The 14,827-nt window shown below is 63.8% G+C and carries 13 protein-coding genes; 7 read left to right on the forward strand and 6 right to left on the reverse strand.

What is annotated here, in order from left to right:
• Positions 1-257: 257 nt before the first annotated feature.
• From ACFQO4_RS02570 to ACFQO4_RS02595, 6 genes are all read right to left on the reverse strand, one after another.
• Entirely contained in the window at positions 258-632 is a 375-nt protein-coding gene (locus ACFQO4_RS02570; RefSeq protein ID WP_500259438.1) for a methylglyoxal synthase, read from the reverse strand.
• A 54-nt stretch (positions 633-686) separates the two neighbouring features.
• Positions 687-2,213, reverse strand: coding sequence for a TrkH family potassium uptake protein (locus ACFQO4_RS02575; RefSeq protein WP_500259439.1), 1,527 nt, complete (start codon positions 2,211-2,213; stop codon positions 687-689).
• Between the two features lie 173 nt (positions 2,214-2,386).
• Positions 2,387-2,635, reverse strand: coding sequence for a hypothetical protein (locus tag ACFQO4_RS02580; RefSeq protein ID WP_500259440.1), 249 nt, complete (start codon positions 2,633-2,635; stop codon positions 2,387-2,389).
• A 331-nt stretch (positions 2,636-2,966) separates the two neighbouring features.
• Positions 2,967-5,282: an amino acid permease gene (locus tag ACFQO4_RS02585; protein WP_500259441.1), complete on the reverse strand. Its 2,316-nt coding sequence runs from the start codon at positions 5,280-5,282 to the stop codon at positions 2,967-2,969.
• On the reverse strand, positions 5,275-5,706 hold the full coding sequence (locus ACFQO4_RS02590) for a universal stress protein (RefSeq protein WP_500259442.1): 432 nt from the start codon (positions 5,704-5,706) through the stop codon (positions 5,275-5,277). The genes ACFQO4_RS02585 and ACFQO4_RS02590 overlap by 8 nt, the downstream gene beginning before the upstream one ends.
• A 177-nt stretch (positions 5,707-5,883) precedes the next feature.
• Positions 5,884-8,244 (reverse strand): amino acid permease, encoded by a 2,361-nt coding sequence (locus ACFQO4_RS02595; RefSeq protein WP_500259443.1) that lies wholly within the window; start codon positions 8,242-8,244, stop codon positions 5,884-5,886.
• Positions 8,245-8,569: 325 nt separating this feature from the next.
• On the opposite strand from ACFQO4_RS02595, the gene trkA reads away from it, so the two are divergent.
• The 7 genes from trkA (at position 8,570) to ACFQO4_RS02630 (ending at position 14,471) form a co-directional block, all read left to right on the forward strand.
• Complete coding sequence (gene trkA, locus ACFQO4_RS02600) at positions 8,570-9,904, forward strand: Trk system potassium transporter TrkA (protein ID WP_500259444.1); 1,335 nt, start codon at positions 8,570-8,572, stop codon at positions 9,902-9,904.
• Positions 9,904-11,439 carry a TrkH family potassium uptake protein gene (locus ACFQO4_RS02605; protein ID WP_500259445.1) on the forward strand — a complete coding sequence of 512 codons (1,536 nt, stop codon included), beginning with the start codon at positions 9,904-9,906 and terminating at the stop codon, positions 11,437-11,439. Before trkA ends, ACFQO4_RS02605 begins: the two co-directional genes overlap by 1 nt.
• Before the next feature lie 50 nt (positions 11,440-11,489).
• Entirely contained in the window at positions 11,490-11,909 is a 420-nt protein-coding gene (locus ACFQO4_RS02610; RefSeq protein WP_500259446.1) for a VOC family protein, read from the forward strand.
• A 237-nt stretch (positions 11,910-12,146) separates the two neighbouring features.
• A complete protein-coding gene (locus ACFQO4_RS02615; RefSeq protein WP_500259447.1) occupies positions 12,147-12,293 on the forward strand; it encodes a hypothetical protein in 147 nt (48 codons plus the stop codon).
• Between the two features lie 138 nt (positions 12,294-12,431).
• The gene (pyrF, locus tag ACFQO4_RS02620) at positions 12,432-13,229 is read left to right on the forward strand and encodes an orotidine-5'-phosphate decarboxylase (RefSeq protein ID WP_500259448.1); all 798 of its coding nucleotides are present in this window, start codon (positions 12,432-12,434) and stop codon (positions 13,227-13,229) included.
• A gap of 95 nt (positions 13,230-13,324) precedes the next feature.
• Entirely contained in the window at positions 13,325-13,585 is a 261-nt protein-coding gene (locus tag ACFQO4_RS02625; RefSeq protein ID WP_500259449.1) for an AN1-type zinc finger domain-containing protein, read from the forward strand.
• Positions 13,586-13,703: 118 nt separating this feature from the next.
• Positions 13,704-14,471, forward strand: a complete 768-nt coding sequence (locus tag ACFQO4_RS02630; RefSeq protein ID WP_500259450.1) for a Nif3-like dinuclear metal center hexameric protein — start codon at positions 13,704-13,706, stop codon at positions 14,469-14,471.
• Positions 14,472-14,827 lie beyond the last annotated feature (356 nt).

Below are 14,827 nucleotides of genomic sequence, written 5' to 3' on the forward strand. Positions count from 1 at the left end.
AGAACGAAAACTGGCGCCGTCGACGTCTATCGAGAGAAATCGGCTTTGACGACCCATACTACCAAAAAGTGCCAGTATCAGTCTCCGACGTCGGGAGTCCCGTACGTTGACGCACAAGGTCGATGGAGTTCGGATTCTGTCGTAATTAGCTCTGTAACGGCTATAGAGTCGACCCTTGTATCGTCGAAGCGTAGTGGCGATGAAATCGAGAGTGACAGTACATGATTTTCGACATATTGGTGAAATAGTACGGTACCTTACGATACGTCGTCGATTCCCTCGAGCAGGTATCGTGCGCTCGCGAGGTTCGTCGCAAGGGCGGTGTCGTGGACGTCGCAGATCCGCAAGAGTGCCGAGATGTCGGGCTCGTGGGGCTGGGCCGTGAGCGGATCGCGCAGGAAGACGATCCCGTCGAGACGATCCTGGGCGACCTCACTGCCGATCATCAGGTCGCCGCCGAGGGGCCCCGACTCCTTCCGTTCGATCTCGAGGTCGGTCGCCTCGAGCAACCGTTTGCCGGTCGTGCCCGTCGCGATGAGGTCGTAGTCGGCAAGTACGTCCTCGTACTCGCGAGCGAAGGCGATGAGGTCGTCTTTCTTCTCGTCGTGGGCGATGAGCGCGAGTCGAACCATAGGGCCGATTCGTCCTCGAGGGGCAAGATACCTCGGCCGCTCGGTTGCCGACGCCTACGAGCGCCAGTACGCCGGGAGCAAGAGGACGAGCACGGGGATAATCTCGATGCGACCGATCCACATCATGAAGATCATGACGAAGCGGGTGAACAGCGGAAATCCGGCGTAGTTGTCGAACGGGCCGGCCAGGCCGAACGCGGGACCGATGTTGAGGAAGATCGAGGCGGCCGCGCCGAGGGCCTCGAATTCCGAGATGGTGATCCCGTCGCGCGCCGCGTCGACGACGATGAAGATGGTCAACAGGAAGAAAATGATGATCGCGAGCATCACGTACGCGAAGATGTCGTTGATCGTGTCCTCGTCGACGACGGTGTCGCCGAGTCGGACGGGCCTGACCGCTCGCGGGTGGACGGAGAGAAAGAGGTTGCGACCCAATCCCTTCAGGATCACCAGCCAGCGCAGGGACTTGATCGAACAGGTCGTACTGCCGGCCATGCCGCCGACGAACATCCCCAAAAAGAGGATGTGCTTCGCGCCGGGATTCCAGAGGTCGAAGTTCGTCGAGGCGTATCCCGTCGTCGTCACCATCGAGACGACGTTGAACAGGCCGTGTCTGAGCGTCGCCTCGACGCCTACTGTGTCTCCGGCGAGGCCGACGAGTACCGAGACGATCGTTCCGAAGACGGCAATGACGCCGATGTAAAAGCGAAACTCCTCGGACTCGAGCGGCCGTGCGTACGACCCGCGAGCGACCGCGTAGAGCAACACGAAGTTCGTCGCGCCGACGATCATGATCGGGATCATCGTCCACTGGACGATCGGCGTGAACGCCCCGATGCTATCCGGCTCGGGCGAGAAGCCGGCCGTCGAGACGCTCGTCAGGGCGTGGGAAATCGCGTTGAAGAGATCCATCTCCGGCGCCAGACCGAGGAGGTGAAACGCGTAGAAGATCGTCGCCGCCGCAACCGTGAGCCCGACGTAGAGTCCCCAGATGAGCCGTGCCGTGCTCTCGATTTCCGGGGTAAGCTTGGTGACCGTCTGGGTCTGGGTCTCGGTCTCCATCAGCTGTGCACCCCCGACCATCAGGTTCGAGAGCAGGCCGATGGCGACGATCAGGATGCCCAGCCCGCCGAGCCACTGGAGGACCTGCCGCCAGAGCAGGATCGAGCGCGGCTGGTTCGTGAAGTCCCAGCCGCTCATCACCGTCGCGCCCGTCGTAGTCAGGCCGCTCATACTCTCGAACATCGCGTTGACCGGACCCTCGAGTCGGCCCGAAAAAGCCGAGGCGGGGTCGGTGCCCAGCCCCAGCAGGAAGAACGGAATCGCACCGATCAGCGCGACCCCGAACCACGTCAATGCCACCATCAGGAACGCCTCGCGCTGACCGAGGTCGCGCTCGTCGGTCAGGCGCTCGAGCAGCGTGCCGACGGCGACGGTGCAGGCGATGGCGACGACGAATGGAATCGTCTCGTCGCCGTCGAGGACTGCAAGCGCGAGCGGCGCGGCTAGCGGGACGGCGAGCCAGAAGAGAACGGTTCCCGTCACGCTACAACTCGAGCGCCAGTCGACTCGGATCCTCATCGAACGACTCGACCTGTGTCAGCGACGGTGATAACGATACTGGGTTTCGTCGTCCAGTTCGGGATGTGATTCAGGGACTCGAACACGGTGTCGAGGGTACGGCGTCGAAGGCAAAGCGTCGAGAGTATGACGTTGAGGACAGGGCGTCTAGGGAAAGTGTCGCGAAACGGCGTTCACTCGATCGCCACGAGAAAATCGTCCAGGAGCGCGGAGCGTTCGTCCCTCCAGGTCTCTCCATCGGGAGGTAAGTAGCGAACGACGACCGTCTCCGCCTCGTTCGGGTCGGACACCGCGTCGGCCCATCGGGTCCCCTGCCAGAGACCCGTGACCTCGACGCGCCCGTGTCGAGCGTGGGTGTACGTCCGGCCGCACTCGAGGCCGCTATCGGCGGGCAAGTGAGAGGTGTTCGTTCCGTGTCTCATACACCTCGTTCGACGTTCGAGGGCTTTTTCCTGACTGCTTGCGGTCGAAGGTTCCAGGTCGCCGGCAGAGAGCTTCCCACGCGCCGTCCGCACTGAGACGAGCAACCGTTTCACGCGGTCGAGAGAAGGCGCCGGCCGGAACAGGCGAGCCAGACTGCACACCCGTTCACCTGGTCAGCACGAACGCAGCCCCTGGTCCGCCGTTTCGTACCCGTTCCTGCGACCGCACCCCTGGTCGCCAAATCGGGAGACCGACCCGTTCGCCGAGCGATCCTCGAGCGCGTCACCGAGTAAACCTCGAGCGAGGCTCGAGAAGATCGTCGACCGCTGATCAGGAGCCGGATTTCGTTCTTGGCTCGGCTTCTTCTTCTGTTCCCGTCGACGCATCGACTCCTGAACGGCCGAAGAGCCGTTCGCGGAGCGACCGTTTGGCCGGACGCTCGGCGAGCAGGACCGAACAGTCGACTTCGTCGACGACGTCGAACACGAGCGAGCCGCCGACGAGCCGGGAGAGTAGCCCTTTCCTGGTCGCGCCGAGGACCACCATCGTGTGATCGTTCGCGGCGCGCTCGATGGCTCCCTCGACGTTGCCGTCTGTTTCTACGAGGAGGGTCGCGTTGCCGAGCCCGTGGTCGTCGGCCCAGGTGCCGAGGAACGCCGTTCCTTTCGCCCGGTCGGTGTCCTCGTCGACGACGTGCAAGATCGACACGTCGGCGCCGTGGACGTCTCGAAGCGCCTTGGCAGCCTCGGCGCTGAGATCCGAATCCGGCCCGCCAGCCGTCGGTACGAGCACGCGCGAGGGGTCGAACCCGCGGTCTTTGAACACCAGGAAGTCACAGGGGAGGTTCGTTGTGAGTTCATCGAGCGCGCCGCCCGTTCGCCCGCTGGTCCAGGGCCTGCTCGGGCTCCATCCCATCACGACGGTGTCGGCGTTCAGTCGTTCGGCGGAGTCGACGACCTCCTCGAGCGATCGGTGGGAGACGACGGTGTGCGTTTCGATGTCGACGTCGTACTCGGCGGCGACCGCACGGGCGTTCTCGAAGAGCTGATCCGATTCCTCGTCGATTCGTTCGATCTGATCGGCGACGTAATCGAGTGAGGTCTGGTCGGGAACCTGCACGACGTGGACGGCGTGAACGACGCCGCCCTTCTGGTTGGCCATCGTACAGCCGAGGGTGACCAGTTCGTCCTCGGTCCGGGGATTCGAGACAGGGACCATCACGTTGTAGGGAGCGGTCGCGTCGGGCGAGGCGGCTTCGGCAGCCGAAACCGCGATGTCGGGCATTTCTTCGGACCGGTCGCGGACGTACTCGCCGAGAACGCCCTGGATCGGCGTGCGGTAGCGTGCGTAGAGAACGTACCAGAGGACAGCCCCGACGATGAACACCACCGCCAGGATCTGGGAGGTGGTGTCCATGAAGTAGATGAGCCCCAGCGACAGGACGAACCCGAGAATCGGTACGATCGGGTACAGCGGAACCGTGAAGTCGGGATCGTAGTCGGGATGCTCGGTCTCGCGGAAGACGATCAGCGCGGCGTTCATCAGCGCGTAGACGATCAGGTGGAGGACGCTCGCGGCTTCCGCGAGCACCTTGACGTCACCGCCCATGAGGATGACGAAGACGAGGATCAGTCCGCCGGTAACGATAATTGATCGGTAGGGTGTCGCGAATCGCGGATGGATTTCGTTGAGCCAGTCGTTGACGATCTTGTCCCGGCCCATCGCGAAGTTGATCCTGGCCGACGCCAGGATCGAGGCGTTCGCCGAGGAGGCCGTCGCTAGCAGCGCACCGAGGGCCATGATCACCGCGGCCGCACCCGCGAAGGTGCCAGGAAACGCCACTTCGGTCGCCTGCGCGACCGGCGCCTCGAGGTCGAGATCCGGCCACGGGACGACGCCGAGCATGATCGTCACCAGGATGCCGTACAGTACGGTGACGATGGCGACGCTGCCGACGATGGCGATGGGGAGGTTCCGTCCCGGGTTCTTCATCTCCTCGCCGACGGTGGCGATCTTGGCATACCCCAGGAACGAGACGAAGACGAGGCCGGTCGCCGGCAGGAGTTCGGCGGTTCCGAACGGCGTGTAGCCGCCGCTTCCGGACACCGTCGCCCAGTCGAAGGCGAACCAGCCCGCGATTGCGAAGATCCCTAGGATCGCGAGCAAGATGGTGACGATGATCGTCTGCACGCCGCCGGTCTCCTTCGCGCCGATGTAGTTGACGCCGACGAAGACTGCGCCGGCGACGATCGCCCCGACCTGAACGTTACTGAGAAACAGGATCGAGGGTAACTCGAGGAGTTCGCCCAGGTAACGGCCGAACCCGATGGTGTAGAAGGCCGAGGCGAAGGCGAGGCCGAGCCAGTCGCCCAGTCCAGATATCGAGCCGAACAGGGGACCGAGCGCACGGTTGACGTAGTAGTAGGCACCACCGGCTTTCGGCATTGCCGTTCCGAGTTCGGAGACCGACAGGGCGTTGACCATGGCGATGAGCCCACCGACGAGGAACGAGATCACGACGATCGGGCCAGTTCCCTGGGCGGCCTCACCGGGGAGGACGAAGATGCCCGCCCCGATCATCGTCCCGATGCCGATGGTCATCGCGGGAATCAGGCCGAGGTCCTTGGCGAGTTCCTCGTCACTCATCTCGGTCACCCGGAAGGATCAGGACCGGTCGATCGGTCTGGTTGATCAATTTTCGCGCGACGTCCCCCGTTAGCAGCTGTCGCCACCGACTCTCGCTGCGCGGGACGAAGACGATTGTGTCGGCGCGTTCGTCGTCGGCAACCTCGAGGATCGTCGCTGCAACGTCGGTCCCGTATCCGACGGTGGGTTCGACGGAGAGCGTGGGATCGTCGATGACCGCCTCGAAGATCTTGAAGAGGGTTTCGGCGAACTCCTCTCGCTGTTCGACGCCTGCGGCGTCGGGAGCACCGCCAGCTTTTTCGACGACGTAGATCGGGATCAGGGTCCCGTCGTCGAACCGATCGGCGACGGCCTTGCCCGTTACTCGGGCGTCCTCTTCGTTCGCAATCGGCACTAGAACGCGCCGAAACGGCTCATCGCTCATCCAAATCCCCTCTCGACGGTTCGAGAGCGTTCTTCTCGAACAGAGTACAGCGACTATCCGATGGTATCATATTCGAGGGTATTTATCGATACATGATAAAACCCTCGCTTGTATTTTCGAATCCTGTATATTGGGTCGTCAGATTGGCGAATCAATAGTAGGCTCGTTCGCCGCCGCTTACTGGGTGGTGGTTTCGGAGTTGCTCTCGTCGACGTCGGGCGTCGTCGGCTCGGGTTCGACGCCCGTCGGCTCGTCATCAAGGTCGCTGTCGCCAGCTCCGCCGCCGAAGAGTCGATCCCAGAGGCTTCGCGTGTGCTTTTTCTCAGCCAGCAGGACCGAACACTCGACCTCATCCAGGACGTCGAGCACGAGCGACCCGCGAACGAGTCGCGAGAGGACGCCCTTCTCGGTCGCCCCGATCAGGAGCAGGGTCGCGTCCTCGGCCGCCTCCGCGATCCGCGACTGCACGTCGCCGGTCTCGACGCGGAGCCTCGCGTCCTCGAGGTCGTGGTCAGCCGCCCAAGATGCGAGGAACGCCTCTCCCTGCTCACGCTCGCCGTGGTCGGTCACGTGCAGGAGCGTCACGTCGGCGTCGTACTGCGACTGGAGGGTCGTCGCGACTGCAGCGGCGAGTTCGGAGTCGGGACCGCCGGCCGTCGGGAGCAAGATTCTCGAAGGATCGAACCCGCGGTTTCGGAAGACGAGGAAGTCACACGGCAGCGAGTGAGCGAGTTCGTCGATGGTCGGTTCGGCTCGTCCCGGCGCACCGTGCGATTCGGGACCCCAGCCCATCACCGTCACGTCGGCGCCGTACCGCTTCGCTGATCCGAAGATTTCCTCGAACGGGTCGTGCGAGAGGACGATGTGCGTCTCGACGTCGACGCCGTAGGTCTGGGCGTCCCGCTGGGCCTTCTCGAGCAGCTGGTGTGCGGTCTCGTGAGCTTTCTGTTCGCGAGCGGCCTCGAGGGGGGTCTGTCTTGGCACGTCGACGATGTTGACGGCGACGACGGTGCCGTCGTGCTGGTTGGCGACGGCCGAGCCGAGCGTGATGAGGTCCTTCTCGTGTTCGGGATTGGCCAGCGGCACCATGACCCGGTAGTCGCTCTGTTCGGGGGCAACGCTGGTCGCGGCGGAGACGGCTGCGTCGGGCAACTGCTCCGAGCGGTCGAGGATCCAGGCGTCGAGGACGCCAGCGGATTCGACGTGCCGTCGGGCGTAAAGCAGGTACCAAAGCACGGCGAAGACGACCAGCCCCAGCGAGAGGTAGATCACGCGGGGTTCGATGTAGACGATGAGCGCGAACGAGGAGATCGTGCCGATGATCGGGACGACGGGATACAACGGCACCTCGAAGTCCGGGTCGTAGCCGTCGGCGTCGGCCTCGCGCATGACGATCAACGCGAGGTTCAACAGCCCGTAGACGATTAAATGTAACACCGATCCGGCCGTCGAGAGCAACTCGAGGTCGCCCGCGACCAGGAAGAAGAGGATGAGCGCGCCCGTGATGGCGATGGATTTGGAGGGCGTCCCAAAACGCGGGTGAATCTCGTTGAGTTTGGGCGTGACGATCTTTTCACGTCCCATCGCGAAGTTGATACGCGACGAGGAGAGGATCGAGGCGTTTGCCGAGGAGGCCGTCGCGAGCAGGCCCCCAAACAGGAGGAGACCGGCACCGAACGCGCCGAGGCTGTAGCCCAGGAGGTCGTACTGTCCGAACAAGAGCCGAGCAGCGTCGACGACGGCCGTGTTGTTTTGAGCGACGAGTTCGTTCGGGACGGCCGCGAGCAGGACGACGAGGAAGAACGCGTAGATGGTCGTGACGATGACTACTGATCCGATCACCGCGCGCGGCAGGTTGCGGCCGGGGTCCTTGATCTCCTCGGCGACGGAGGTGATCTGAACGAATCCGAGGTAAGAGACGAAGATGATGCCGGTGACGGGAAGAATCTCACCGGCCATGCCCGGTTGCGCGGATCCGGCGAGCGAGTTCAGGTTGGCGTTGGCTAAACCGACGACCGAGAAGAGTGCGAGGATCCCGACGAGTAAGAGCACGATGACGATCTGGAGCGTTCCGGTCTCCTTCGCACCGATGTAGTTGACGCCGATGAAAAGGAGGGCGCCGACGAGTCCGATCATCTGTGCCGGGCCGAGCGTCACCGGTCCGAGCGCGAGGGCGCCGAGACCGACCAGGTCGTTGACGTACTCGCCGAGACCGTACATGTAGAAGGCGGAGGCAAACGCGAGGCCGATCCAGTTGGCCCACCCGGTGATCGAGCCGAACAGCGGTCCGAGTGCGCGATTGACGTAGAAGTACGCCCCGCCGGATTTCGGCATCGCTGTCCCCAGTTCCGAGGCGGAGAGCGCCGTAAACAGGGCGATCACCCCGCCGAGGACGAAGGTTGCTGCGGCGAACGGTCCCGCCCGAAAGACGGCGGTTCCCGGCAGGACGAAGATGCCCGCCCCGATCATCGTCCCGATACCGATCGTCAGCGCCGCGAGCGGCCCGAGGTCCTTGGCGAGTTCCTCGTCTCCGCTCACGTCGGGTCACCTCGAGGGACCTCGTCGCGGGCGAGAGTGCGACTCGAGTGCGGCGTTCCGTGGCAATTCCGGGGCGTTCGTCCGTCGTTGCGACCGGCAGATGGGTGAGCGAGTATGAACATTGGTGGGAAGAATACGGCTGCTACCACCACGTATTCACACGGGTGATATCAGGGCTTCGCTCTCTCGTCGTTGGAGACGCCAGAAGCACGGTTAGGAGCTCGATCATACTAACCAGTCAGTCAGCACGTCGTACCACGTCGTAACGTCTATTTCGGTACCAGCAAAACACCACGCCAATGCAACCGCTTCCACGGGGGATATCGTGCACGTAGTCATCGTCGGTGCCGGCGAAGTCGGCCAGGCGATCGCCACGAACCTCGAGGAGACCCACGACGTGGTCGTCGTCGATCGTGATCCGGATCTCGTCGAAGAACTCACCTACTCGCTCGACGTGCTCGCCATCGAGGGCGACGGGACCGAGATCACGACGCTTCACGAGGCGAACATCGAGGAGGCCGGCCTCGTCATCGCCTGTACGGACGACGACGAGGTGAACCTCGTCATCTGCGGTGCCGCAAAGACGATGACCGACGCGTTCACCATCGCCCGCGTGCGACGGCGGACGCTGCTCGAGACGTGGGAGGGATCGGAGGGTGCTTTCGGCGTCGACTTCATGGTCTGTACCGACCTGCTCACGGCCCAGGCGATCTTCCGCATCTCCGGCCTCCCCGGCGCCCAGGACGTCGACATGTTCGCCGGCGGTCTCGTGCGGATGGCCGAGTTCGAGATCAGCCCCGAGAGCCCGATCGCCAACCAGAGTGTCCAGGACGCCGATCGGTACGACTCGTTGACGTTCGCTGGAATCTTCAGAAACGGAGACATGATCGTCGCCCGCGGAGAGACGGTGATCGAACCGAACGACCGCGTCGTCGTCATCGGCAGCCCTGACTCCGTCTCGACGTTCGCCGACGACCTGGTCTGTCTCCCCAAAACCGAACACGAGGAGGTCGTCATCGTCGGCGCCAGCGAGATCGGCTATCAGGCTGCCCGCGAGTTCGAAGAACACGGCTACGAACCGCGCCTCATCGAGCGAGATCCCGATCGCGCCCGGCAAGTCGCCGAAGCCTTGCCGAACACGCTCGTTATGCAGAGCGACGCCACCGATACGGATTTCCTGGAGCGCGAGCACATAGACGAAGCAGACATCGTCGTTTCCGCCCTCGGAAGCGACGAGCGCAACCTGCTCGTCTCTCTGCTCGCTCGTCGAATGGGAGTCGACCGAACCGTCGCCGTCATCGAGAACCTCGAGTACGCCGAACTGTTCGAGACCGTCGGTGTCGACGTGGCGATCAACCCCCGCGAGGAGACCGCCGAGGAAATCGTCCGTTTCACGCGATCGAACCGCGCAGAGAAGGTGGCCATGCTCGAGCACGACCGCGCCGAGGTCATCGAGATCGAGGTCGGCGCCGACAGCGCCCTGGCCAGTCGAACGATCATGAACTCGGTCGCCGACCTCCCCGAGGGCGTCGTCATCGGCGCCATCTCCCGCGGCGGCAATCTCGTGACCCCACGTGGGGACACGACGCTCAGGCCCGGCGATCACATCGTGCTGTTCGTCGATGCGACGATTCTTGATCAGGTGCTCGAGGCGATCTGATGAACGCCCATCTCCGCGTCGACTGGCGGGCCGGGCTGAGCCTCGTCGGGACGATACTCGCGTTTCTTTCACTCGCTTTTATCCTACCGATCGTAACGGCGTTCGCATACGGCGGCGAGGATCTCTGGGTCTTCGTCGTCGCGATGAGCATCACCGTTGGGTTCGGGCTCGTGCTCCGACAACTCGACCCGGATCCCGATCCCGGCGCTCGAGAGGCGTTCATGGTCGTCGCGCTGACGTGGCTTCTCGCCGCAATCTTCGGTGCGCTTCCCTACTTCCTCGCCGGGAACGGAACGGTCGCCCACCCGACGAACGCCCTCTTCGAGAGCATGAGCGGCTTCACGACGACCGGCGCGACGGTGATGGGCGACATCTCCTTCGACACCCACTCGAGGGCGATGTTGCTGTGGCGACAGCTCACCCAGTGGGTCGGCGGGATGGGGATCATCGTCCTCGCGGTGGCGATCCTCTCTCAGATGTCCGTCGGTGGCGCGCAGTTGATGGAAGCCGAGAGTCCTGGCCCGGGCGTTTCGAAGCTGACGCCCCACATCGCGGAGACGGCGCGGGTGCTCTGGTTCGCCTACATCGGCTTCACCCTCCTCCTGATGGCGTTGCTGTACGGCCTTCACCTCGCTGGATTCGCGCCTGAGATGGACCTGTACAACTCGATCGCTCACGGCCTCTCGACGCTTCCCACCGGCGGGTTCTCTCCCGAAGCCAGGAGCATCGAGACGTTCTCGCCGGCCGTCCAGTGGCTCATCGTGCCGTTCATGTTCATCGCCGGAGTCAACTTCGTCCTCTGGTGGCACCTCGTCTCGGGGGACACGCGAGCCCTGTTTCGGGACAACGAGTTCCGTCTCTACCTCGGGGCCGTCACCACGCTCTCGGTCGTGCTCACGGCCGTTCTCTTCTTCGACGCCGCCGTGAGCACTGACGAGGTCGGCCAGATCGGCGGTCGCCTCGAGCCCTCACTGCGGTACGCGACCTTCCAGATCGCCTCGCTGACCAACTCGACCGGCTTTGCGAACGTCGACTTCGACCAGTGGGGCGGCACTGCGAAGGCCGTGATGCTCTTTGCAATGTTCATCGGGGGGAGCACCGGGTCGACCGGCGGGGGAATCAAAGTACTCCGGTGGCTCGTCATCCTCAAATCCCTCCGACGGGAACTGTTTACGACGGTCCACCCCGAGGCCGTTCGCCCGGTCCGCATGAATGGCGAACCCCTCGACGAGGAGGCAATCCGGGGCATCTACGCCTTCACGCTGCTGTACTTTTGCCTGTTCTTCCTCGGGGTTCTGCTGCTGGCTGCCGACGCCGCCCGCGTCGGCCTCGACCTCGAGGCGATCGAACTGGTCACGGCCTCCATCGCTACCCTGGGCAACATCGGCCCCGGGTTCGGCATCATCGGTCCGATGGGGGGCTACGGCGAGTTCCCGGTTACCTCGCGACTCCTGATGATCCTCTACATGTGGATCGGTCGTCTCGAAATCTTCCCGGTGCTGGTGTTGCTGACGGCAGCGTACTGGCGGTCCTAACCTGCGAACGGTCGGCGCACTTTTCGTGCCGCATCCGTGAAGTCGAACCAATGACGACGCCACGCACACACCACGTCGGAATAACCGTCTCCGACATCGAGTCCGTCTTGCCCTTCTACCGCGACGTGCTCGGGTTCGACGTGCTCGATCGCTTCTCCGTTTCGGGGCCCGCGTTCGCCGACGCCGTGGACGTCCCCGACGCCGCAGGCAGGTTCGTCCACCTCGAGGCCGGCGACGTCCGCCTCGAACTCGTCGAGTACGCACCAACCGGAGCGACCAGGTCGAACTCCGAACTGAATCGGCCGGGAGCGACTCACGTCGGCTTCTCGGTGACCGACCTCGAGGCGTTCTTCGAGTCCCTGCCCGCCGAGGTGGAGACGCTGAGCGAGCCCCGGACCACCGAGAGCGGCACATCGATACTGTTTCTGCGCGATCCGGAAGGGAACCTGGTGGAAGTACTCGAGCGGTAGGCGGCTCGCTCACGGTCCCACCGTATCTGCGACGCCGGTGAGCACTCGATGTATGGGTCCAATCGACGAAGCAACCTCCGAGGCATTCCCTCTCGAGTGCGAGGACTGATGGGCGCCGAACCAAGGAGGATTGAAGAGAGGTTCCGCGAACGGGCTCTCGCTCTTGCCAGCGACCGATTATGTCGACTGGCAGCCGACGACTGTCTTATGCTCACACGTGACATAGGTATCTGTGCTATGGAGCATCCGAATGCACAGCGCCGACCGACCGTCCCTGTCGGGGCGACGCCGGTCGCGAAGTACGTGTCCTGGAACGACCATCGTCGTACGATCCACGACGAGGCAGTAGCGGCTCGAGAGCGCCACGCGTTACGCGCGCGGTGACGATCTGTCCGCGCTCTCCGCAGCGTGCGCCGCTCGAGCGCTCATTTTTGGCGCACTCTAATGCGTCCGGGTTCACACTGGAGAATTCAGGTACTGAAGATAGCAACGTTTTCGTCCCTGCCTCGAGCACTCGAGGCCATGAACTTCTTCGATCGGTTGCACGACCGCATCGTGACGGTCGACAGCGTCGTGAGCGTCGGTCTCGACCCGGACCCGAAGCGCATTCCCGAGCACCTGCAAGAGCGCGACATCCCGCGGTGGGCGTTCAACCGCCGGATCATCGACGCCACGCACGAACACGCGGCCGTGTTCAAACCCAACGCCGCGTTCTACGAGGACCCCGACGGTTGGCGAGCCCTCGAGGAGACCATCGCCTACGCCCACGGGAAGGGCGTTCCCGTCCTGCTCGACGCCAAGCGGGCAGACATCGGGAACACGACCAGGCAGTACGCCCAGTTGCTGGAGAAAGTAGACGCCATCACCGTCAACCCCTACATGGGCCGGGACTCCCTCCAGCCGTTCCTGGCGAACGAGGAGGCCGGCGTCTTCGTCCTCTGTCGCACGTCGAACCCCGGCGGGGCCGACCTGCAGGACCTCGAACTCGAGACGGGTGAACCGCTGTACGAACGCGTCGCGGCCCTCGCGGACCTCTGGAACGAGAACGACAACGTGGGACTCGTCGTGGGCGCGACGAAGCCCGAGGAACTCGAAGACCTGCGCGAGCAGGTGCCCGACCTGCCGTTCCTGGTGCCCGGCGTGGGTGCTCAGGGCGGTGACGCCGAGGCGGCCGTCGAGTTCGGCCTGGCGAACGGGGTCGGCCTCGTGAACTCCTCGCGCGGGATCATCTTCGCGGGCGAGGAGGCAGGTGAGAAGTTCGCTGACGTCGCGGGCCAGGCGGCGAAGCGACTGAAAGCACGATTGAATCAGTACCGGTAGGCTCGATCCACGGCGGGATCGAATAGCACTCCCACCCAGCCACTCGAACGTGGGAAACGTTATCACGTTTACATCGAGAGATACCGCTAGTACAGATGACTCGCTGCCACGTGTGCCACGAACCGCTGAATCTTCCGAACGATTGCAACTACTGTAGCGAATATTACTGTAGCGAACACCGTCTTCCCGAGAACCACGACTGTCCGAACCTGGACAAGGTTCACACCCTCGGACCGGAGTTTCGTGAGACGACGGTTCAACCTGCGAACGGAGACGGCGTTCTCACGCCGCTACGGATCGGTGTTGGGATACTCGTTCTCGCGATACTCGTCGCAACGTTCGTGTTGTTCCTCTGAGTATCGTCCCGTTTCCCGTGCTATCCGGAGATGCGTCGAGCGTCGATTGGCGACGAGCATTGATCGACGTCGAGTCCGAACCGTCCGACTCAACACCCCTCCCGACGAACCTGCGAGCATGGACCTCACCACGCTCGTCGACCGCTTCGACGAGGAACTCAGAACCGCAGACTTCGCCGACCTCGACGCCAGCGCGAACGGCATGCAGGTCGGCCCCTACGAAAAGACCGTCGAGCACGTCGCCTTCGCCGTCGACGCCGCTCGAGAGACGATCGACGCTGCCGCAGACGCGGACGCGGACGTACTCGTCACTCACCACGGCCTCTCCTGGGGCGGGTTCGAGCGCGTCACCGGACGGACCTACGACCGCCTCGAGCCCCTGTTCGAGCACGAGCTGGCACTCTACGTCTCCCACCTGCCGCTGGACGGCCACCAGGAACTGGGCAACGCCGCTGGCGTGGCCGACGTGCTCGACCTCGAGGACCGCCGGCCGTTCGGCGCGTACGGACCCGAGTACATCGGCCAGCGAGGGCACGCGGCCCAGTCGTACGCGCCCGAGGAACTCCGGGAGACACTCGAGTCGACGCTCGACACCGGCGGCCAGTCGGTACAGCTCCTCGAATTCGGGCCCGAGAACATCGAGGACGTGGCCATTGTCACCGGTTCCGGAGTCGACTGGCTCGAGGAGGCCGTCGACGCTGGCGCCGACGCGCTCGTCACCGGAGAGGGGAAACAGCAGGTCTACCACGAGGCGAAGGAGGCGGGGGTTCACGTCGTCCTGGCGGGGCACTACGCCACCGAGACGTTCGGCGTCCAGTCGTTGCAAGGACTAGCCGAGGAGTGGGGCCTCGAGACGACGTTCCTCGAGGCGCCGACTGGGTTGTGAGCGGTCGGTTCGAACGTGAATCGCCGGACCCGCACCGTTCACCCCGCCAACCATTGCACCGAATTTCAGTTCGTTCCCGTCGTTTCGGGACCCGCGACGACCGGCGCTCGCGACGTACTCGAGCCGTGTTCACAGGACTACGCGAGGCGTTCTCGAGGGTTGTAGCCGGCCCCTACTCCCTCGTCAGACGTGACTGTCCGGTGAAAGGTCTCGCTACTCGAGCGTCTGGCGACGGGTCGAGGTGGCAAACACTGGCCCCGTCTTCCCCGATTGACCCGCTGTACAATCGAGTTTGGGATCCGTTACTCGAGCGATTCTCACGCCCTCGTTCGGTCAACGGCGGGGTTATTCTCGCG

Source organism: Saliphagus sp. GCM10025334 (assembly GCF_042663485.1).
Lineage (GTDB): Archaea > Halobacteriota > Halobacteria > Halobacteriales > Natrialbaceae > Natronosalvus.